Annotated in this window: 18 protein-coding genes; 16 read left to right on the top strand and 2 right to left on the bottom strand. The window is 63.6% G+C overall.

Annotated features, from left to right (window positions below; genetic code table 11):
- The first annotated feature begins 15 nt into the window (after positions 1–15).
- The 11 genes from O7A05_RS03175 to O7A05_RS03125 all read left to right on the top strand — a co-directional run bounded on the left by O7A05_RS03175 (position 16) and on the right by O7A05_RS03125 (position 12,908).
- Positions 16–3,519 carry an SPOR domain-containing protein gene (locus O7A05_RS03175; protein ID WP_337091499.1) on the top strand — a complete coding sequence of 1,168 codons (3,504 nt, stop codon included), beginning with the start codon at positions 16–18 and terminating at the stop codon, positions 3,517–3,519.
- 122 nt (positions 3,520–3,641) lie between these two features.
- The gene (gene nagZ / locus O7A05_RS03170) at positions 3,642–4,661 is read left to right on the top strand and encodes a beta-N-acetylhexosaminidase (protein WP_337091498.1); all 1,020 of its coding nucleotides are present in this window, start codon (positions 3,642–3,644) and stop codon (positions 4,659–4,661) included.
- A 63-nt stretch (positions 4,662–4,724) separates the two neighbouring features.
- Complete coding sequence (locus tag O7A05_RS03165; protein ID WP_337091962.1) at positions 4,725–5,525, top strand: segregation and condensation protein A; 801 nt, start codon at positions 4,725–4,727, stop codon at positions 5,523–5,525.
- Positions 5,522–6,277, top strand: coding sequence for an SMC-Scp complex subunit ScpB (scpB, locus tag O7A05_RS03160; RefSeq protein ID WP_337091497.1), 756 nt, complete (start codon positions 5,522–5,524; stop codon positions 6,275–6,277). The genes O7A05_RS03165 and scpB overlap by 4 nt, the downstream gene beginning before the upstream one ends.
- 180 nt (positions 6,278–6,457) lie before the next feature.
- Positions 6,458–6,676, top strand: a complete 219-nt coding sequence (locus O7A05_RS03155) for a twin-arginine translocase TatA/TatE family subunit (RefSeq protein ID WP_027167260.1) — start codon at positions 6,458–6,460, stop codon at positions 6,674–6,676.
- Positions 6,677–6,759: 83 nt separating this feature from the next.
- On the top strand, positions 6,760–7,446 hold the full coding sequence (gene tatB, locus O7A05_RS03150) for a Sec-independent protein translocase protein TatB (RefSeq protein WP_337091496.1): 687 nt from the start codon (positions 6,760–6,762) through the stop codon (positions 7,444–7,446).
- On the top strand, positions 7,443–8,306 hold the full coding sequence (gene tatC, locus O7A05_RS03145; protein ID WP_337091495.1) for a twin-arginine translocase subunit TatC: 864 nt from the start codon (positions 7,443–7,445) through the stop codon (positions 8,304–8,306). The genes tatB and tatC overlap by 4 nt, the downstream gene beginning before the upstream one ends.
- A gap of 206 nt (positions 8,307–8,512) precedes the next feature.
- Positions 8,513–9,817 (top strand): serine--tRNA ligase, encoded by a 1,305-nt coding sequence (gene serS, locus O7A05_RS03140; protein WP_337091493.1) that lies wholly within the window; start codon positions 8,513–8,515, stop codon positions 9,815–9,817.
- 4 nt (positions 9,818–9,821) lie between these two features.
- Positions 9,822–10,580 (top strand): 5'/3'-nucleotidase SurE, encoded by a 759-nt coding sequence (surE, locus tag O7A05_RS03135; protein WP_337091492.1) that lies wholly within the window; start codon positions 9,822–9,824, stop codon positions 10,578–10,580.
- Positions 10,581–10,593: 13 nt separating this feature from the next.
- On the top strand, positions 10,594–11,247 hold the full coding sequence (locus tag O7A05_RS03130; protein WP_337091491.1) for a protein-L-isoaspartate(D-aspartate) O-methyltransferase: 654 nt from the start codon (positions 10,594–10,596) through the stop codon (positions 11,245–11,247).
- Between the two features lie 137 nt (positions 11,248–11,384).
- Positions 11,385–12,908, top strand: coding sequence for a peptidoglycan DD-metalloendopeptidase family protein (locus tag O7A05_RS03125; RefSeq protein WP_337091490.1), 1,524 nt, complete (start codon positions 11,385–11,387; stop codon positions 12,906–12,908).
- A gap of 108 nt (positions 12,909–13,016) precedes the next feature.
- Here the strand turns inward: O7A05_RS03125 and O7A05_RS03120 are convergent, their stop codons facing one another.
- Positions 13,017–13,907 (bottom strand): NAD-dependent epimerase/dehydratase family protein, encoded by an 891-nt coding sequence (locus tag O7A05_RS03120; protein WP_337091489.1) that lies wholly within the window; start codon positions 13,905–13,907, stop codon positions 13,017–13,019.
- Between O7A05_RS03120 and O7A05_RS03115 the strand changes: the two genes are divergently transcribed.
- Together O7A05_RS03115 and O7A05_RS03110 are read left to right on the top strand one after the other, a co-directional pair.
- A complete protein-coding gene (locus O7A05_RS03115) occupies positions 13,833–14,006 on the top strand; it encodes a hypothetical protein (protein ID WP_337091983.1) in 174 nt (57 codons plus the stop codon). The genes O7A05_RS03120 and O7A05_RS03115 overlap by 75 nt on opposite strands.
- Positions 14,007–14,017: 11 nt before the next feature.
- Positions 14,018–14,833, top strand: a complete 816-nt coding sequence (locus O7A05_RS03110; RefSeq protein WP_337091488.1) for an AraC family transcriptional regulator — start codon at positions 14,018–14,020, stop codon at positions 14,831–14,833.
- Between the two features lie 10 nt (positions 14,834–14,843).
- Here the strand turns inward: O7A05_RS03110 and O7A05_RS03105 are convergent, their stop codons facing one another.
- Entirely contained in the window at positions 14,844–15,716 is an 873-nt protein-coding gene (locus tag O7A05_RS03105) for an ATP-binding protein (protein ID WP_337091487.1), read from the bottom strand.
- 266 nt (positions 15,717–15,982) lie between these two features.
- On the opposite strand from O7A05_RS03105, the gene yajC reads away from it, so the two are divergent.
- The 3 genes from yajC to secDF all read left to right on the top strand — a co-directional run bounded on the left by yajC (position 15,983) and on the right by secDF (position 20,023).
- A complete protein-coding gene (gene yajC, locus O7A05_RS03100) occupies positions 15,983–16,321 on the top strand; it encodes a preprotein translocase subunit YajC (protein ID WP_095765024.1) in 339 nt (112 codons plus the stop codon).
- Between the two features lie 51 nt (positions 16,322–16,372).
- On the top strand, positions 16,373–17,386 hold the full coding sequence (locus O7A05_RS03095) for a SecDF P1 head subdomain-containing protein (RefSeq protein WP_337091485.1): 1,014 nt from the start codon (positions 16,373–16,375) through the stop codon (positions 17,384–17,386).
- Between the two features lie 87 nt (positions 17,387–17,473).
- On the top strand, positions 17,474–20,023 hold the full coding sequence (secDF, locus tag O7A05_RS03090) for a protein translocase subunit SecDF (RefSeq protein ID WP_337091483.1): 2,550 nt from the start codon (positions 17,474–17,476) through the stop codon (positions 20,021–20,023).
- Positions 20,024–20,040: the final 17 nt, after the last annotated feature.

The raw sequence follows: 20,040 nt of genomic DNA, 5'->3' as shown, positions 1-20,040 counted from the left end.
AGTTCGGGAACAATAATGGCAGACAGAACCCCGCTGAAAGTAGCCGACCACAACGACATCGCCGACGATGATCCGTTCGCGGAACTGACCCGGATCATGGGTTTCGACCCGCGCCAGCCGGTGAGGCAGCCGGCCCCAGCGGTCGAGAAAGCCATGCCGGCAGTGGAGGCTGACGATTTCGATATCGACCTCGAGAAGGAGTTGATGGGCGAGTTCGATTCCGTCGAGGAAAGCGCGCCGGTCGCTCAGCAGGCTGCACTGCATCAGATCAGCAATGAGCGGGCCTTCGAGCCTGCCAGCGCCGTCGCAAATGACGATGAGCTCACCGCGTCGTTCGAGCAGGATTTCGTGTTCGACGATGCGGCGGATTATGCCGACTTCGCCGTGGCCCGTGCGCCGGTGCCGGATTTCGCGCCGGAGCCGCATGTGGTGCCCGAGCCGGAAGTCGCGTCGGCGGCGCATTTCGCGCCTGAGCCACGTTTCGCGCCGGAGCCGCATGTGGCGCCGGAGCCACAAGCAGCTCCCGAGCCGGAAGTCGCTTTCGACGATGATTTCGACAAGGCGGTGGCCAGTTCGCTGGATGTGTCGGCGCTCGAAGACGAGCTTCCGATCGATCAGGAAATGGCGGCCTCGCTGGACCAGGATTTTCAGCTCGACCATCACCAGGCCGCCAACTATCACGAGCCGGCTGACGCTCGTCAGGATGCCATCGAAGCTCTGCAGGCTGCGAGTGAAGAGGCGTTCGACGCCGATTTCGACAATGCGGTCCAGATGTCGCTCGAAGACGAGCTGTCGTTTGAGAGCCACGAGCCGGAGCAGCACGCGCAGGCCGCCGAGCCGGTCGAAGCTCATGCAGCCGCCCCGCTTATTTCCGAAGGTGATTTTGTCGGTCATTTCGATCAGGCGATGACCGATGTCGATATGGATCCCGGCCAGGCCCAGGAGATTCAGGAGCCGGAGCTGTCGCTTGACGACGAGCCGGCGCCGATGGTCGTGTCGCCGGTCGAGACGGCCCATTTTGCTGCTGAGCCAGAACCCGTCGCGCCCGAACCTTCCAATGCGCTGACCCTCGATGACGATTTCGAGCTGAGCTTTCGCGATGCGTTGAACGAGGAGCCGCAAGCTCCGGCCGTCGAGCCCGTCGCCGCGTTGCAGCCGACCGTCGCCGAGGGTCCCGTCGTTGCCGCTCCGGTTCCGCCGGTCGCCGCCGTTGAGCCGATGAAGCCGGCTGCCAGCGAGCGTAGCCTGGAGGACGAGCTCAATGCGCTGCTCGGCGCCATGACCGCGCGGCCGATGCCGGCAGTCAAGGAGCCTGCTTACGCCCCACGAGTTGTTGCGGAACCCGAGAGCCACCAGGTGAGCGGGAAGGCGGCAGCCGACGATCTCGATTGGGATCTCGACGAGCACCAGCCGGCGCAGAACGGGCAGGGCGCTCAGCCGGTGGAGGGCGACCTGGATGACTTGCTCGCCAGCGAGCTCGATCGCCAGGATTTTGCGGCCCCTGCCGAGACCGAGTCTTCCAAGACCGAACCTTCGGCGACCGAACCGGGCATTGATCTTGACGACGATGACTTCGGCGCTGCTTTCGCCCAGAGTATCGAGGCCGAGCAGGCGGCCGCCCGGGCGAAGTCTCCGGCAAATTCATCCGATTGGCTGCATTCCGCCGAGCCGGCAAGGTCATGGAGTCGCTCGACCCCGACCGCCGCCCACCCGGCACAAGCTTCGTTCGCCGCGCAGCCGGCGCCCTCGGCACCGGTGCAGATGGCAGCGCCTTCGGCGCCAGTGCAGATGGCGGCGCCCGCCTATCGCAGCGAACCGGAAGTCGATTATGCCGCCTACGCCAAGCCGACGCCTTCGCCGCAGGCTCGCCGGCTTGAGGACGTGCCGGATGTGGAGACGGTCGACGTGCCGGAGCGCGTGGTAGCGCTCGCGGATGATCTCGACATTCCGGAGCTCAGCTTCGAGGAAGATCAGCCCGCGGCCCCCGCTTACGACGATCTCGACGCGGAATTCGCCAGCCTGCTGACCGACATGAAAGCGACGGAGATCGCATCGGCGCCCGCACAAAGCCGCGGCTATGATGACGAATCCTACAATGCCGGTTTCAACGGCTACGACCGTCGCGACTTGCGTGCCGAGACTCCGGCGGCTCCGGCAGCCCCAGCTTCGTTCGCCGTCGTCAACGACTACGACGCCGACGATCTGCCCGGCAGCCGGCCGGTTTCGCAGCAGGACGACTTCGCCAGCGAAGAGCTCGATTACGACCCTGAGCTCGAAGAAGCGATGGCTATCCCCGGGCTTACCGAGAGCGGGGCGGCGCAGCCGCGCCGGCGCGGAATGATGGTCGCGGCGCTCGTCGGCGCCGTGGTAGTTTTCGGCGGCCTTGGCGCGCTGGCCTTCTCCTTCGGCGGCAAAGGCGGCAGCGAGGCGCCGGTGATCGTCAAGGCCGACAATTCGCCGATCAAGGTGAAGCCAGAAAACCCGGGCGGCACGGTGGTGCCGAACCAGGACAACAAGGTTTATGACGCGGTGGCCAAGGGCGGCGGCGCGGCGAAGTCCGCCGAGCCGGTGCAGCAGAAGCTGGTGAACACCACCGAGCAGCCCGTTGACCTGGTATCGAAGGAGCCGCCGCAGAGCCGCGTGGTCGACCTTTCGCCCAAGGATAATGACGCTGCCGCCGGCAGTGAGACCGCCGACAATCCAGACTCAGCGTTGCCCGGCGTCGCACAAGCCGTTGCGCCCGCGAGCGCGCAGCCTGCCGCGCCGGCAAGCACACAGCCTGCCGCGCCGGCAAGCGCACAACCGGCCGCGCCGACGCCGAAGTCGGAAGACCGCATCGCCCAGGTGCTGCAGCAGGATGCCGACAACGCCGCCAACAACGATGTCGTCGCGGTCGCGCCGCGCAAAGTGAAGACGATGATGGTGAAGCCTGACGGCTCGCTGGTGCCGCGCGAGGATCCGGCCCCGGCCGCGCCGAAGGTCGCGGCGGCCGAGCCGAGCGATCCGGCGCCGCAGCATGTCGCGCCGGCCTCCGACGGCCAGCAGACGGGAACCGTGGCTTCCGACGCGGGCCAGGCCGATACGGGCCAGGCCGATGCGGCGACGGTCAAGCCGTCGAAGCCTGCGAAGAAGGCTGAAGCCAAGGCGCAGTCGGCCAACACGCCGGCGACGGTGCCGGTGGCGCCGGCGCGTCCGTCCGACCAGCCGGTCGATATCGTCGGCGAGGTCAAGCCGGACCAGGTCGCTTCCATCGATCCGGCGGCGGCAGCCGGCGGCGGCTCGTGGTCGATGCAGATTGCCTCGCAGCCGACGGTCGACAGCGCGCAGTCGACCTATCAGGACCTGCAGCGCCGCTATGGCAGCGTGCTCTCCGGCCGCACCGCCAACATCGTCAAGGCCGAGGTCGCGGGCAAGGGCACCTTCTACCGCGTCCGCGTTCCGGCCCAGTCGCGCAACGATGCGATCAACCTTTGCACCAGCTACAAGGCTGCCGGGGGCAACTGCTTCGTGTCACGCTAACGAAATCCTGGTCTCTCAAAGCCGGCGCCGCCGAAAGGCCGCGCCGGCTTTTCGTTGTGGACGATTGCGGGCTTTGGTTGGTCCGATTCCCTTTGCTCGCTCAAAGCCTTAAGCTTGCCTCTATGAGCGAATCAAAATCCATGATTCTCGGCTGCGCCGGGAAATCCCTCACCGAAGACGAAATCCGCTTCTATCAGGACGAACGTCCCTGGGGTTTCATCCTGTTTGCGCGCAACATCGGCGAAGCCGGGCAGATCCGCGACCTTGTCGCCTCGATGCGTGACTGTGTCGGCCGCCCGGGCGCTCCAGTCTTCATCGACCAGGAAGGCGGCAGGGTGCAGCGCCTGCGTCCGCCGCTGGCGCCGAACTATCCGGCCGGGGGTGCGCTTGGCGAATTGTGGCGCGAGGACAAGGAAGCCGGCCGCCGCGCCGCCTGGCTGCTGGCCCGGCTGCATGCCTTCGATCTCTCGCGCCTCGGCATCACCGCCGACTGCCTGCCGGTGCTCGATGTTCCGGTCGAAGGCGCCAGCGACGTAATCGGCGCGCGCGCCTATGGCAAGGAGCCCAACGCCGTGATCGAGCTTGGCCGCGCCTCGGCCGAGGGATTGATGTCGGGCGGCGTGCTGCCGGTGATGAAACACATTCCCGGCCACGGCCGCGCCTTTGCCGACACGCATTTCGCGCTGCCGACTGTCGATACGCCGATCGAGGAGCTCAGCCGGCATGATTTCGCCCCGTTCAAGGCGTTGAACGAGCTGCCGATGGCCATGACGGCGCATGTCGTCTATAGCGCCATCGATCCCGACAATCCGGCGACGACGTCCGCCAAGGTCGTCGGTCAGGTGATCCGCGGCGAGATCGGCTTCGACGGGCTGCTGATGAGCGACGACACCTCGATGAAGGCACTTTCTGGGGATTTCCCGACAAAGGCGGCCTCGATCCTTGCGGCCGGCTGCGATCTCGTCCTTCACTGCAACGGCGTTTTCGAGGAGATGTCCGGGATCGCGTCGCGCACGACGGCGCTGTCAGGCAAGTCCTTGCAGCGCGCGGAGCGGGCGCTGACCTATATAACGGATCGCGACGTCGCCGACGAAACGGCGATACGCGCGGAATTTGCCACATATTTCGAAGCGGTGGCCTGAACCGGAAGGGACAAAAGGCGAGTGTCGGAGGCATTGGAAGGCAAGGCCGCGAAGGCCGCACCGATGGACCGTCTGTGGGCCGAGAACGACGATTCACGGCTAACCGGCGACCCGTCGCTGGTCGTCGATGTGGCCGGTTTCGAGGGTCCGCTCGATCTTCTCCTGCATCTTGCCCGCAACCAGAAGGTCGATCTGGCGCGCATTTCGATCCTGGCGCTCGCGGAGCAATATCTGGCCTTCGTCGAAAAGGTGCGGGCGCTGAGGCTTGAGCTTGCCGCCGATTACCTGGTGATGGCGGCATGGCTCGCCTTCCTGAAGTCGAAGCTCTTGATCCCGAAGCAGCCGGGCGAGGAGGGCGAAAGCGGCGAGGAACTGGCGGCGGTGCTGCAATTCCGGCTGAAGCGCCTTGAAGCCATGCGCGACGCCGCGGCGCGGCTGGTCAACCGCAACCGGCTCGGCCGCGACGTCTTCGCGCGCGGCATGCCGGAAATGGTCATCATCGAGAAGCGCAACAGCTTTTCGGCTTCGCTCTATGATCTGCTCACCGCCTATGCGCAGCAGCGCCAGCGGCAGGCGATCAACAATGTGACGATCGCCAAGCGCGCCGTGTGGTCGCTGAAGGACGCGCGCGAGGTGCTGGCGCGGCTGATCGGCTCGGTCGGCGACTGGACCACGCTCGACAGTTTCCTGATCGAATATATGGCGGCGCCGGAAGAGAAGCGCACGGCGATGGCGAGTTCGTTCGCCGCGACGCTCGAAATGGTGCGCGAAGGCAAATTGGAAGTGCGGCAGGACCAGGTGTTCGCGCCGATCTATCTGCGCGGCCGCGCGCAAGGGGTAAGGGCAGTCGAGGTGGTATCATGAGCGAACGCGCCAACGCTTCGGTCATCCCGTTCAAGGTCGAGGACGAGCCGGAAGACGAGATGGCCGAGCAGGGTTCACTCGAGAACCCCGCGGAGCGGCTGCAGCTGTCGGAAGCGGTGCGCATGGCCGAGGCGATCGTTTTCGCCAGCGCCGAGCCGGTCAGCGAAAAGCAGCTTGCCGCGCGCCTGCCGGAAAGCGTCAACATCGCCGCCGCAATGGCGGACCTGCAGGAAATCTATGCCAAGCGCGGCGTCAACCTGGTGCGGGTCGGCGACGCCTGGGCCTTCCGCACCGCGGGCGACCTGGCTTTCCTGATGAGCCGGGACTCCGTCCAGCAAAGAAAGCTGTCGCGCGCGGCACTCGAAGTGCTGGCGATCATCGCCTATCACCAGCCGGTCACGCGCGCCGAAATCGAACACATTAGAGGCGTCGAAACGTCGAAAGGCACGCTCGACACGCTGCTCGAAACGGAATGGGTCAGGATGCGCGGCCGCCGCCGCACGCCCGGACGCCCGGTGACCTACGGCACGACCGACGCTTTCCTCGATCATTTCGCGTTGGAGGAAATCCGCGATCTGCCCGGCATGGAAGAGCTGAAGGGCGCTGGCCTGCTCTCGACGCGCATGCCGGCCAATTTCTCGATGCCGGTGCCGCCTGCCGATCCCGACGCGCTCGCCGAGGATGAGGATGCGCTGACCGATATCGACCTTGAGGAACTCGGGTTGCTGACGCCGCGCGTCACGGAAGAGTGACCGCGAAAACCGGCACGAATGGTTTATTAGCAAAGCCTGCGCGGATTCGTAGCAAGGCGCTCACGCCGAAAGTGCGTGACATCCGCTAGCCATTTTATCAACTTCATTGCGGTTGTGTTTGAATCCCCGAGCGAAAACGCATAGATCATCGCCGAGGGAAACCATTCGAGAGAGATTGTTATGGGTTCATTTTCGATTTGGCACTGGATGATCGTGCTGGTCATCGTGCTTCTGGTGTTCGGCCGCGGCAAGATCCCGGAACTGATGGGCGACATGGCCAAGGGCATCAAGAGCTTCAAGAAGGGCATGGCTGACGACGACGCCGACGACAAGCGTACCGTCGAGCACCGGGCCGACGAGACTGTTTCGCCGGCCAAGGAAAAGGTCAGCAAGAGCTGATCTCGGTTGTTGCTTTGAGCATGCCGTTGTCCCAAATCCGCTTCGCCTGTGCGGGCGGCATGCACGCGTCGGAATAGATTGTCATGTTCGAAGTCGGTTGGAGCGAGCTGCTGGTGATCGCGGTCGTCATGATCGTGGTCGTCGGGCCTAAGGATTTGCCCAACATGCTTCGCACGTTCGGCCGCACCGCGGCGAAATTGCGCGCCATGGCCGGCGACTTCCAGAAGCAGTTCAACGAAGCGCTGAAGGAAGCCGAGCTCGACGACGTGAAGAGTTCGATCGATAGCTTACGCGGCCTCAACCCGATGAACGAGGTGCGCAAGCAGCTCAATCCGTTCGAGCAGGCCGCGGCCGATGTGCGGGCCGGCGTCGATACGATGATGAAACCCAAGCCGGCCGCCGATCCGGCGGCGCCGGCAGCAGAGACGCCGCAGGCCGCCGAACCGCTCAAGAACGGCGCGACGGATATGCCCGTCGTCAACGGAGCCGAGGCTGTCTCGGCCGCCCCGATCTTTCCGAGCATGACGGACGCGTCCGTCACCGTACCGGTTTCGGACATCGCCGTTCCGGCCAAGCCGGCGAAAAAGGTGGCGACCGCCAAGGCAAGGACCGCCGGCACGGCGGCCAAGACGGCATCGAAGGCATCCGCCGCAAAGGCGCCGGCCAAGGCCGCCGAGGCACCCGCCAGGAAGGTCGCGCCCAAGACTGAGGCGAAGCCTGCCGCGAAGAAGGCAACCGACGGCAAGAAGATGACGGGCGACACCAAGTGAGCGTTTCGGACAAGGAAAAGGAAGAAATCGAGAAATCGTCCGCGCCGCTAATCGAGCATCTGATCGAGCTGCGCCGCCGTCTGATCTGGTCGCTGGGCGGCTTTTTCGTCGCCTTTCTCGTCTGCTTCTTCTTTGCCAAGCGCCTGTTCAACCTTCTGGTCGTCCCCTTCAAATGGGCGACGCAATGGGCAGGGCTCGACCCGCACAAGGTCGAGCTGATCTATACCGCGCCGCAGGAGTTCTTCTTCACCCAGGTTAAGCTTGCCATGTTCGGCGGCATGGTGATCGCCTTCCCGCTGATCGCCACGCAGATCTACAAATTCATCGCGCCAGGCCTCTACAAGAACGAGCGCAGCGCCTTCCTGCCGTTCCTGATCGCTTCGCCCATCCTGTTCCTGATGGGCGCCTCGCTGGTCTATTTCTTCTTCACCCCGATGGTGATGTGGTTCTTCCTGGCTATGCAGCAGACCGGCACCAACGACCAGGTGCAGATCTCGCTGCTGCCGAAGGTGTCGGAATATCTCAGCCTGATCATGACGCTGATCTTCTCCTTCGGCCTGGTTTTCCAGCTGCCGGTGGTGACCAGCCTTTTGACGCGCGTCGGGCTTCTGTCGTCGCAGGCGCTGGCCGAGAAGCGCAAATGGGCGATCGTGCTTTCCTTCGTCGTCGCCGCCGTGCTGACGCCGCCCGATCCGATGAGCCAGTGCGGCCTCGCCATCCCGACGATCATCCTCTACGAGGTCGCCATCTGGTCCTCGCGCATGATCGAGCGCGCCCAGGCGCGCGACCGCCTGGCGCGCGAACAGGCGGAGGCGGGGAGCTCGGTCGCGAGCGACACGCCGGACGCCCCGTCCACATAGGCAAGGCCGTTCAAGCCGGGAAATCGAACCGCTCGGCTTAGCCGCCGTCTTGCATCGATGGCGGATGCGGTTTACCCCCTCGATCCTTAAGCGCGTCGCGTGAGACGGATTTCAAGCGACGCGCTTTAAGTCTCTATTTTCATGCATGTCGTTTTCCAAAACCGCTGCACATTTTTGGGTGACATGCATCAGTTTGAGGATCGGCCATGCTTGACATCAAATGGATTCGCGACAACCCGAAGGCCCTTGTCGAGGCGCTGGTGAAGCGCTCGTGGTCGGCGGGCGAGGCGCAGTCCACGGTCGACGATCTGATTGCCAGGGACGAGGCGCGGCGCTCACATCTCAGCGAGCTGCAGGTCAAGCAGGAGCGCCGCAATGCCGCCTCGAAGGAGATCGGCAACGCCATGCGCTCGGGCGATGCGGCGCTTGCGGAGAAGCTCAAGGGCGAAGTCAGCGAGATCAAGGCGTTCATCCAGGACGGCGAGGCGCGCGAGCGCGAGCTCGACAAGGCGCTGAACGACGCGCTCGCGGTGCTGCCCAATGTGCCGCTCGATGACGTGCCGGTCGGCAAGGACGAGCATGACAACGTCGTCAAGCGCATCGTCGGCGAGGTGCCGACGCGCCCGAACTGGGTGAAGGAGCATTTCGAGATCGGCGAAGCGCTCGGCATGATGGATTTCGAGCGGGCGGCGAAACTATCCGGCGCGCGCTTCACCGTGCTGAAGAGCCAGCTGGCGCGCATGGAGCGTGCGCTCGGCCAGTTCATGCTCGACCTGCATACGACCGAGCACGGCTATGAAGAGGTCATCCCGCCGCTGATGGTGCGCGACGAAGTGCTGTTCGGCACCAACCAACTGCCGAAATTCGAGCTGGACCTGTTCTTCACGCCGCACGGGGACGGCCGTCTCGGGCTGATCCCGACGGCGGAAGTCCCGCTGACCAATCTCGTGCGCGAGGAGATCACCGCGCATGAAAAACTGCCGCTGCGCTACACGGCGCTGACGCCGTGCTTTCGCTCGGAAGCGGGCTCGGCCGGCCGCGACACGCGCGGCATGCTGCGCCAGCATCAGTTCTACAAGGTCGAGCTGGTCTCGATCACCGACCAGGAAGGTTCGATCGCCGAGCATGAGCGGATGACGCAATGCGCCGAGGAAGTGCTGAAGCGGCTCGGCCTGCCATTCCGCACCGTGACGCTCTGCACCGGCGACATGGGTTTTGGCGCGCGAAAGACCTACGATATAGAGGTCTGGCTGCCGGGGCAGAACGCCTATCGCGAAATCTCGTCCTGCTCGGTCTGCGGCGATTTCCAGGCCAGGCGCATGGATGCCCGCTACAAGGACAAGGACGGCAAGGGCAATCGCTTCGTCCATACGTTGAACGGCTCGGGCACCGCGGTCGGCCGCGCTCTTATAGCCGTCATCGAAAACTACCAGAATGAGGATGGCAGCGTAACCATTCCTGAAGTGCTGCGGCCTTACATGGGTGGTCTCGCGAAGATCGAAGCGAAGTGACTTGATGCGCATTCTCCTGACCAATGACGACGGCATCCACGCCGAGGGGCTGGCGTCGCTCGAACGCATCGCCCGCACGCTGTCGGATGATGTCTGGGTGGTCGCGCCCGAGCAGGACCAGTCCGGCTACGCGCATTCGCTGTCGATCTCGGAGCCGCTCAGGCTGCGCAAGATCGGCGAGAAGCATTATGCCGTGCGCGGCACGCCGACCGACTGCGTCATCATGGGCACGAAAAAAATCCTGCCCGGACCGCCCGACCTGATCCTGTCCGGCGTCAATTCCGGCGCTAACATCGCCGACGACGTCACTTATTCCGGCACCGTGGCGGGCGCCATGGAAGGCGCGCTGCTCGGCGTGCGTTCGATCGCGGTGAGCCAGGCCTATTCCTATGTCGGCGAGGACCGCGTCGTGCCTTACGAGACGACCGAGACGCTGGCGCCGGCGCTGCTCAAGCGGCTGGTGGAAACGCCGTTGCCAGACGGTGTGCTGCTCAACGTCAATTTCCCGAACTGTGCGCCCGACGAGGTGGAGGGCACCGTCGTCACCTCGCAAGGCAAGCTGGTGCATAGTCTCTGGGTCGACGAGCGGCGCGACGGGCGCGGCCTGCCTTATTACTGGCTGCGCTTCGGCCGCGAGCCGGTCGAAGGCAAGAGGGGCACCGACCTTTATGCGCTGCGCAACCGGCTTGTGTCGGTGACGCCGTTGCAGCTTGACCTTACCGCCCACGAACTCCGCGACCAGCTGACCAAAGCGCTGTCATGAATAAGGTCCTGGCATGAACACGGCTATCGACGACCGCGAAGGGTTTGCCGCTTTCCTGCTCAGGCTGCGGGGTAGGGGCACGGCGCCGAAGGCGCTGGTCGCAGCCTTCGAGGCGACGCCGCGGCGTGGTTTCCTGTCGGCCCAGTTCCACGCGCTCGCCTGGTCGGACGGCATGCTGCCGATCGAATGCGGCGAGGCGATCGAGGGCGCCGATCTGCAGGCGGCGGTGATCGCAGCACTTCACATCGAGCCTGGCAACCGCGTGCTCGAGATCGGCACCGGCTCGGGCTACACGGCAGCGGTCATGTCCAGGCTTGCGGCGCGCGTCATCACCATCGACCGCTACAAGACCCTGACCGAGCAGGCAAAGCAGCGTTTCGAGGCGCTCGCCATCAGCAGCGTCATCGCCCGCCAGGCCGACGGGTCCAACGGCCTGCCCAATGAAGGGCCGTTCGACCGTATCGTCGCCTGGGCAGCCTTCGACAGCCTGCCGCGCTTTCTGCTCGACCAGCTGTCGAGCGGCGGCATCGTCATCGCGCCAATCGGCCCGGATGAGGGCGAGCAGGTGCTGGCCAAGCTCACCAAGGTGGGCAGCCGCTTCGAGCGCGAGGACATCGGCATGGTCAGGCTGCAGCCGATCCTGCGCAGCGTTGCCGCGGTGATCTAGCGGCTTTGCGGCCTTCGCCAAAATTTCCCCCAATGTTTTAAGAAAATTTTCGCCGGATTCTAATGGGTTAACCGGCCAGTAACATTAACGCGCTTTAATCGTGACCAGTTTGTACCGGGTCTGTGCGGGTTAGTGCGATGCAATTCAATCACTTGAAGGCAAACAGACGCAATCTGGCGCGCGGTTGCGCTGTCCTGATCATTGCTGGCGCGGCGGCCGGGTGCAGTTCCCAGTCGATGCGCTTCAACGGTGTCGATGATGTCTTCACATCATCCACCAACAATCAGCGCGCCATCATCAACAAGCAGAATGTCGACCAGCCCTACCCGGGCGATACGGTCGCGCCGGCGCCGGTCGACGGCACCCACACCCAGTCGGTGAGCCGATCGAGCCTCGAGCCGGTCACGGCGCAGCAGCTGCCGCCTCCGTCGGCGCCGGCTCCTGCCAAGCCTATGCGTACCGCTTCCGCTCCTGCCCTTGCACCCGCTCCGGCGCTTGCTCCTGCACCGCGCCTCGACAGGAAGGGCACCGGCTCGGTCGCCCAGGCCAAGCCGTTCAAGACCGCCGAGCCCGACGCCGTTCGCAATGCGAGCGCTGCGCCGCACGCGACCGAAATCGTGGTGCGCGACGGCGAGACGCTTTCGGGCTTGGCGGCGCACTACCACGTGCCGGCCGATGCCATCGCCAAGGTCAACGGGATCGACCCGAAGAAGGGCCTCAGGACGGGCCAGAAGATCGTCATCCCGGCCTATGCTTATTCGAGCAAGGCGGAGCCGAAGGTCGCCGAAGGCAAGCCGGCGAACACGCCGAAGCAGCCCGCTCCGGAGAAGGTCGCTGTTTTGCCGCAGCAGCCCAAGGTCAAGGACGGCAAATCCTCCGCTCAGGTCGATGCGTCGGCGGCAGCGGCGGGTTCCAAGAATCCAAAGCCGGCGCAGCAGATGGCCGAGGCCAAGCCGGCAGGCGCCGGTGGCTCCTACACCGTGCAGCAGGGCGACTCGCTGTCGTCGATCGCCATGAAGACCGGCGTCAGCGTCGTGGCGCTGAAGCAGGCCAACGGCATGCAGGACGGTTTGCTCAAGATCGGCCAGACGCTCAAGGTCCCGACCGGCGGCACGGTCGTGGCATCCGCCAAGCCTGCCGCTGCCAAGCCTGCCGTCGATCCTGTGACAACCGCGACGACCCCGCCGCCGGCGAAGACCACGCCGTCGCAGACGCTCGCCTCCTATACGCCGCCGAAGAAGGACGCCAAGGTCATCCAGCAGGCCGAGGACGATGATGCGGTGGCGCCCGACGGGACCGGCATCGGCAAGATGCGCTGGCCGGTGCGCGGCCGAGTCATCTCGGGCTTCGGTTCCGGCAAGGACGGCGTCGACATCGCGGTTCCGGAAGGAACGCCGATCAAGGCAGCCGAGAACGGCGTCGTCATCTATGCCGGCGACGGCCTCAAGGAATTCGGCAACACCGTGCTGGTGCGACACGAGAACGGCCTGGTCACCGTCTACGGCCATGCAAGCTCGATCGAGGTGCAGCGTGGCCAGAAGGTCAAGCGCGGCCAGGAGATCGCGCTCTCCGGCATGAGCGGCACCACCGACTCGCCGAAGCTGCACTTCGAAGTGCGCAAGAACTCGGCCCCGGTCGATCCGTCGGGCTATCTCGAATAGAACAAGAACAATTGCGGGCCGCCTGACCTCCAGTCCGGCCCCGCCGTCTTCAGCCCGCTCCGCAAGGAGCGGGCTTTTTCAGTTGCCGAAGATGCCTGACGCTCGGGCCTAAAAATGATCCCGGAGCGTGTCGGCGATCATCTCTTCAAGGCTGCTGGCCTTCACGCCCAAAAGCGTCTCCGCGTCGGAGGAATCAACCAGCAAGGGGCTCTCGAAGAGGTATCTCATCTCGATGAGCTCATGCATGCCCAAGGCTTCCATCTCGGGGATGGAATAGGAACGCGCCTCGGAAACCTGTCGCCCGAGCATCGCCGCCGTTTTCTGGATGAGCTCGCGGGGCGAGGCGTGTTGCGAGGGGACATGAAACGCCCGTCCCCATTCGCCGGTGTAGCGGGAGGCCGCGACGAGTGTCTTGGCGACGTCCTTGGTCAAGCTCCAGGCATGGGTGGCGTCGAGGTCGCCAATGAACGCAACGGGCTTGTCCTCGATGATGGAGGGCAGGGCGATCAGCGAGAAATAGCTGATCGCGCCGTGCCCGAGATAGTCGCTGGACCGTATTTCGAGCGCCGGCACGCTGGCGCGGAAGGCCCGCTGCCACATGATTGTCCGGGCGGTTCCCTTCTTGGAATTCGGGTCCAGCGGCATGTCGGAGCGCAGCGGGTTGTCGCCATTCTTGCCGTAACCATAGAGGTTTCCAAGCACGATGAGCTTGGCGCCCACTGCTTCCGCGGCGCGCTCGGTGCCGTCCATTATTGGGAAAAAGTCGGTTGGCCAGCGATGATATGTGGCCATGGCACACATGAAAACGGCATCGGCGCCGCGGCAGACACGCGACAGCGCCGAGGCGTCCGTGGCATCAGCCTGTATCGGCCGCACATTCCGCAATGCGTTCGAACCGATGCTTCGGCTGGTCAGGATGACATCATGACCTTCTTCGCCAAGAAGCCGGGCGGTCTCACGTCCAACCGGGCCCGCGCCGACAACGACATACAAACTCATGGCAACCTCTCTTCAAGCTTGATGGAGAGGCGTGAGTACAGGTTCGCGGCATTGAAGATCGCGCGGGAATTGCCAAATCTTGAACAGGTTTTGCCATGAATCGAGAGAGCATGCTTTCGCAATTCGCTCCGGCCCCGTCCGACGTCACGATGGTTTGCCGGCATGTCGCGGCAGGCGTGCATCGGCTGCCCCGCGCGCCGCACCATCGCATCATGGTGCATGCAAGCGCGGCGACGCGCTCCTACTGCAATCAGGTTGGGCGATATTTCGTCAGGCGCGCCGGCGATATCGACCTGGTGCCGGCCGGAGAGGAGGGTGGTTTCGAGGCCGAAACCCCGTTCGAGACGATGGAGATCGTCTTGCAGCCGGCTTTGATGGAAAGGGTCGCCGCCGAACTTGGCGGCAGGGCGCGTGCATTGCGGCTCGACACCCGCCATCTGCTTCGTGACCAGCGTATAGAGCATCTCGCTCGAGCACTGCAGAGCGATCTCGCCGCAGCCGCACCGAGTGGCCCTTTGTTTGCCGAAAGCATCGGCGCCGCGCTTGCGGTGAGGCTGCTCGGCCTCGATGGCCCAGACGTGGTTCGAGTGAACCGGTTGTCGGACGCCCAGCTAAAGCGTGTCCTGGAACATATCGAGACCGCTCTCCACGAGCCGCTTTCGATCGACCACCTGAGCCGGATTGCCGGCGCGAGCAGCTCGCATTTGCGCACATTGTTCAAGGCGGCGATGGGCGTCACCTTGCATCGCTACGTGCTTCGACGCCGCGTGGAACGGGCGTGCGTTCTGTTGCGGCGAGGCGATCTGAGCACGAGCGAGGTTGCAGAATTGACGGGCTTCGCGCACCAGTCACATCTGGCGTATTGGATGCGCCGCGAGATCGGCCAGACGCCGCGCGACTTGCGACGGGCGCAGTCGCCCAGGTGACGTTAACGCTTTAATCCTTCAGCGGCTTACCGAGCCGGCCGGCGAGATCCTGTGTGAACTGCCAGGCGACGCGGCCCGAACGGCTGCCGCGCGTCGTTGCCCATTCCAGCGCCTCGGCGCGCAGTTGCTCGGGATCGATCGTCAGGCCGTGATACCGAACATAGCCATCGATCATGTCGAGATATTCGTCCTGGGAGCATTTGTGGAAACCGAGCCACAGCCCGAAGCGGTCGGATAACGAGACTTTTTCTTCCACCGCTTCTGACGGGTTGATCGCGGTCGAGCGCTCATTGTCGATCATGTCGCGCGGCAAAAGATGCCGCCGGTTGGACGTGGCGTAGAAGATGACGTTGGCGGGCCGGCCCTCGACGCCGCCTTCGAGCGCCGCCTTCAGCGACTTGTAGGAGGTGTCATCATGGTCGAAGGAAAGGTCGTCGCAAAACAGGATGAAGCGATAGGGAGCCGCCTTCAGGAGACCCATCAGCTTGGGCAGCGTATCGATGTCCTCGCGGTGGATCTCGATCAGCTTCAGGGGCCGGTCGAGCTTGTCGGAGGCGTTGACGGCGGCATGCACGGCCTTGACCAGGGAGGATTTGCCCATGCCACGCGCACCCCACAACAGCACGTTGTTCGCGGCATAGCCGGACGCGAAGCGCTCGGTGTTGTCGAGCAGGATGTCGCGCACGCGGTCGACGCCGCGGATCAGGCCGATGTCGACGCGGTTGACCTTGCGCACCGGCTCCAGATAGCCGGGCTCCGCCTGCCAGACGAAGCAGTCCGCCACGCCGAGATCGGTCTGCGGAACCGGCGGCGGGGCGAGACGGGAAACCGCCTCGATCAGGCGGTCCAGTTTCTTGTTCAAGGCGTCCAGGCTGTCGGTCATTTTGGACCTTTTGTTCAGGTATTTCAGCGTGTGGGAGCAGCTTCCACGACATCGCTGCAAGAACCAGCTCCAAGCTTTTGTTGGAGCATCATCTTTTCGGCGGCCTCGAAGCGGCTTCCGCTGCGACGCTCTAGCACGCCGCAGATGGCTGGAAAAGCAACGGATTGGGCGCGCAGCGCAGTTGCATTGGCAACTTTACCGACTATATTCCGGCCAAATTTTCGCGGGGCGGCCGCGGCGGAATTTTACCATCCAGGAGTTTCTTGATGTTCGTTACACCGGCATACGCCCAAGGCGTCGGCGCTTCGCCAGACATGTTGATCTCGATTTTGCCGTTTGTCCTGATTTTCGTGATCATGTATTTTCTGATCATCCGGCCGCAGCGCGCGCAGCTCAAGAAGCGCCAGGAGATGCTGTCGGCCGTGCGCCGCGGCGATACGGTGGTGACCGGCGGCGGCTTCGTCGGCAAGGTGACCAAGGTGATCGACGACAACGAGCTGGAGATCGACCTTGGCGGCGGCACCAAGGTGACGGCGCTGCGCTCGACGATTTCGGACGTGCGCGTCAAGGGCGAGCCGGTGGCGAACCAGAACGCCAAGAAGTAAGCGAAAACCGGCGGCAACGGCCGCAGGCAGGGCTCTGACGAACGGCAATATATGGTCCATCTTTCGCGCCTGAAGGTCATTTTAATCGGGCTTGCCCTGATCTCGATGGTCTTCGGCGCGCCGAATGTTCTTGCCGCGGTGCCTGGTGCGCATATTGTGTTTCACCTGGATACGGACCAGGTAAAAAGCCGCCGGCTGGAAGCGGTGCGTGACCAGATCAGGACGCTGCTTCGCGATGCCGAACCCAGGATCGACTATAGCGGCCTTGTCGTATCGGGGCTCACGGTTCAACTGCACCCTGGCGACCCAGGGCAAGTCGAGGCCGCCAAAGCGGCGCTCAAGGCGTTGGTCGATCCCATTGCCGGCAAGGAAGGTCCGGTCCACGAGTTTGCGCTGGACGATAGCGAGCCTGGCTTGTTGAAGTTCACCATGACCGATGCCGGCGCGAAGTATCAAATCTCTGCCGCGCTCACACAGTCGATCGAGATCATCAAAAATCGCCTCAACGAACTTGGCGTGACCGATCCCGCGGTCCAGTTGACGGATGACGGCATACTGGTTCAGGCGCCAGGCGTCGCGGATTTGCACAGTTTGGCGCAAACCCTCGCGCGGCAAGGCCGACTGAGTTTCCAATTGGTCGATACTTCGATGCCTGTGGACGATGCTGTCAATGGCCAGGCGCCTGCCGGATCAACGGTGCTGTACACGCCGGATGATCCGCCAGTTCCCTATCTGGTCGAAGACCGGGTGCTTGTTTCGGGCGACAGCGTGCTGGATGCGAAAGCGGTCCACGACAGTTCGACGGAACAGTTTGTCGTCGCATTCCGGCTCGATTCCAAGGGTACGCAACGTTTCAAGTGGGCGACCACGCGGAATATCGGCAAGCCATTTGCGGTGATTTTGGATGATCAGGTGATTTCAGCGCCGATCATCCGGGAACCCATCGAGCATGGCACGGTGCAGATATCGGGCAATTTCACGGCCCAAAGCGCCAAGGAACTGGCCCTGTTATTCCGCACCGGCGCGCTGCCGGCGAGATTGACAATCGTCGAGGAAGCACGATAGGGCCGGCCATGGCCGGAATGACAACCATAGCTGACAACGAGCCGATGGCGGAACGCTGCCGCTTGTACGCCTGAACGGATAAAACGAATGCTCTATTTCTCGCGCCTGAAGATGATCCTGATCTGGCTCGCCGTAGCCATCACAGTGATCCTCGCCGCGCCCAATCTCTTCCCGGCGAGCATGCTGGCGCAATTGCCGAACTGGGTGCCGAAGCGGCAGATGACGCTCGGCCTCGACCTTCAGGGCGGTTCGCATATCCTGCTCCAGATGGATCAGAACGACCTGATCAAGGATCAACTTGAGACGACACGCGACGAGATCAGGACGCTGCTGCGCGATGCCAAGATCCAATATACGGGACTTGGTGGAACGGGCCGCACCGTGCAGGTGCGCATCAACGATCCCAGTCAGGTAGAAGCCGCAAAGACGGCGCTGAAGCCGATAACCAATCCGGTCGCGGCCGGCCTCTTTGCCGGCGGTTCGGTCCAGTCGATGACGCTGGACGATTCCGAGTCCGGATTGTTGAAGTTCACCGTCACGGATGCGGGCATCAAGTACCGTACATCGACGGCGTTGTCGCAGGCGATCGAGGTGGTCGAGCGGCGCGTCAACGCGCTCGGCACGACGGAACCGATCGTGCAGCGGCAGGGTGATGATCGCATTCTGGTTCAGGTGCCTGGGCTGCAAAATCCGCAAAGACTCAAGGACATCATCGGCCAGACCGCCAAGCTGACCTTCCAGATGGTCGATACGTCGGTGCCGGTCCAGGACGCGATCAAGAATCGCCCGCCGCCTGGCGATTCAGTTCTCTATTCGCAGGACGATCCTCCCGTTCCTTATCTGGTCGAAAACCGCGTCATCGTGTCGGGCGAAGACCTGTCGAATGCGACGCCGACTTATAATTCACAGACCAATGAGCCGGTGGTTTCGTTCACCTTCAATTCCCGGGGAGCGACTAGGTTCGGCCAGGCGACCCAACAGAATGTCGGCAAGCCGTTCGCCATCGTGCTCGACAACCAGGTGATTTCGGCGCCGGTGATCCGCGAGCCGATCCTCGGCGGCAGCGGTCAGATCTCCGGCAATTTCACGGCCGAGAGCGCCAACGACCTCGCCGTCTTGCTGCGCGCCGGCGCCCTGCCGGCAAAGTTGACCATCATCGAAGAGCGCACGGTCGGCCCGGGCCTTGGCCAGGACTCGATCCATGCGGGTAAAATCGCCGGCATCATAGGCTCGATCCTCGTCGTCGCCTTCATGTTCGTCGCCTATGGCTTCCTCGGCTTCCTCGCCAACGTCGCGCTCGCGGTCCACGTGGCCATGATCGTGGCCGTGCTGTCGCTGCTGGGCGCCACGCTGACCTTGCCCGGCATTGCCGGTATCGTGCTCACCATCGGCATGGCGGTGGACTCCAACGTTCTGATCTACGAGCGCATCCGCGAGGAGCGGCGAAACGGCCGCTCGGTGATACAGGCGATCGATACGGGCTTCTCCAAGGCGCTGGCGACGATCGTCGACTCCAACGTCACCTCGCTGATCGCCACTGTGGTGCTGTTCTGGCTAGGCACCGGCCCGGTCAAGGGTTTTGCCATCACCTACGCGATCGGCATTCTGACCACGGTCTTCACCGCTTTCACCTTCACGCGCATGCTGGTGTCGATCTGGCTGCGCCGCGCCCGGCCGAAGGAACTGCCGCGCGCGCCGGTCACCTTCATTCCGCCGGGCACAAAGATCCCGTTCATGGGCATTCGCCGCTGGACCTTCGCGTTGTCCAGCCTGTTGTCGGTCCTGTCGGTCGTGGGATTCCTGACTATCGACATCAACTACGGCATCGACTTCAAGGGCGGCTCGATAATCGAGGTGCAGTCTAAGAAGGGCGACGCCGATCTCGGCGACATCCGCAACAGGCTGTCCGAGCTCAATATCGGCGAGATCCAGGTGCAGCAGTTCGGCGCTCCGAACGACGTGCTGATCCGCGTCGGCGCGCAGGACGCCGGCGAGAATGCCGAGCAGACCGTCATCGACAAAGTGCGGGGCGAACTGCAGGATCAATATGATTTCCGCCGCGTCGAAGTGGTCGGCCCGACGGTGTCCGGCGAACTTGCCAAGCAGGGCACGATCGCCATGCTGATCGCGCTGGTCGGCATCCTGCTCTATGTCTGGTTCCGCTTCGAATGGCAGTTCGCGGTCGGCGCCATCATCGCCACGGTGCACGATGTGGTGATGACGATCGGCTTCTTCGTCCTGACCGGGTTGGAGTTCAACCAGTCCTCGCTTGCGGCCATCCTGACCATCATCGGCTACTCGCTGAACGACACGATCGTGGTCTATGACCGCGTCCGCGAGGATCTTCGAAGATACAAGAAGATGCCGCTGCCACAGCTGTTGAACAACGCGATCAACGAGACGCTGTCTCGAACCACGCTGACATCGGTCACCACCATCCTGGCGCTGCTCGCGCTGGTGCTGTTCGGCGGCGAGGTGATCCGCTCCTTCACGATGGCAATGCTGTTCGGTGTGGTGTTCGGCACCTATTCGTCGATCTTCATCGCCGCGCCGCTGCTGATCCTGTTCCGGTTGCGGCCGCAGGCCTCAGCCGAAGAGGAGAAGAAGCCGGTGAACGGCAAGCCCGTGGCGACCTGACGCCGTCTAAGTCAAAG

The organism is Mesorhizobium argentiipisi (SeqCode), from assembly GCF_037179585.1.
GTDB lineage: Bacteria > Pseudomonadota > Alphaproteobacteria > Rhizobiales > Rhizobiaceae > Mesorhizobium > Mesorhizobium argentiipisi.
This window is presented reverse-complemented; position numbering and strand designations above follow the sequence as displayed.

Coding starts and splice junctions, on each gene's coding strand:
- O7A05_RS03175 (WP_337091499.1), top strand. CDS start 16: ATGGCAGACAGAACCCCGCTGAAAGTAGCCGACCACAACGACATCGCC.
- nagZ (WP_337091498.1), top strand. CDS start 3,642: ATGAGCGAATCAAAATCCATGATTCTCGGCTGCGCCGGGAAATCCCTC.
- O7A05_RS03165 (WP_337091962.1), top strand. CDS start 4,725: ATGGACCGTCTGTGGGCCGAGAACGACGATTCACGGCTAACCGGCGAC.
- scpB (WP_337091497.1), top strand. CDS start 5,522: ATGAGCGAACGCGCCAACGCTTCGGTCATCCCGTTCAAGGTCGAGGAC.
- O7A05_RS03155 (WP_027167260.1), top strand. CDS start 6,458: ATGGGTTCATTTTCGATTTGGCACTGGATGATCGTGCTGGTCATCGTG.
- tatB (WP_337091496.1), top strand. CDS start 6,760: ATGTTCGAAGTCGGTTGGAGCGAGCTGCTGGTGATCGCGGTCGTCATG.
- serS (WP_337091493.1), top strand. CDS start 8,513: ATGCTTGACATCAAATGGATTCGCGACAACCCGAAGGCCCTTGTCGAG.
- surE (WP_337091492.1), top strand. CDS start 9,822: ATGCGCATTCTCCTGACCAATGACGACGGCATCCACGCCGAGGGGCTG.
- O7A05_RS03130 (WP_337091491.1), top strand. CDS start 10,594: ATGAACACGGCTATCGACGACCGCGAAGGGTTTGCCGCTTTCCTGCTC.
- O7A05_RS03125 (WP_337091490.1), top strand. CDS start 11,385: ATGCAATTCAATCACTTGAAGGCAAACAGACGCAATCTGGCGCGCGGT.
- O7A05_RS03115 (WP_337091983.1), top strand. CDS start 13,833: ATGACCTTCTTCGCCAAGAAGCCGGGCGGTCTCACGTCCAACCGGGCC.
- O7A05_RS03120 (WP_337091489.1), bottom strand. CDS start 13,907: ATGAGTTTGTATGTCGTTGTCGGCGCGGGCCCGGTTGGACGTGAGACC.
- O7A05_RS03110 (WP_337091488.1), top strand. CDS start 14,018: ATGCTTTCGCAATTCGCTCCGGCCCCGTCCGACGTCACGATGGTTTGC.
- O7A05_RS03105 (WP_337091487.1), bottom strand. CDS start 15,716: ATGACCGACAGCCTGGACGCCTTGAACAAGAAACTGGACCGCCTGATC.
- yajC (WP_095765024.1), top strand. CDS start 15,983: ATGTTCGTTACACCGGCATACGCCCAAGGCGTCGGCGCTTCGCCAGAC.
- O7A05_RS03095 (WP_337091485.1), top strand. CDS start 16,373: ATGGTCCATCTTTCGCGCCTGAAGGTCATTTTAATCGGGCTTGCCCTG.
- secDF (WP_337091483.1), top strand. CDS start 17,474: ATGCTCTATTTCTCGCGCCTGAAGATGATCCTGATCTGGCTCGCCGTA.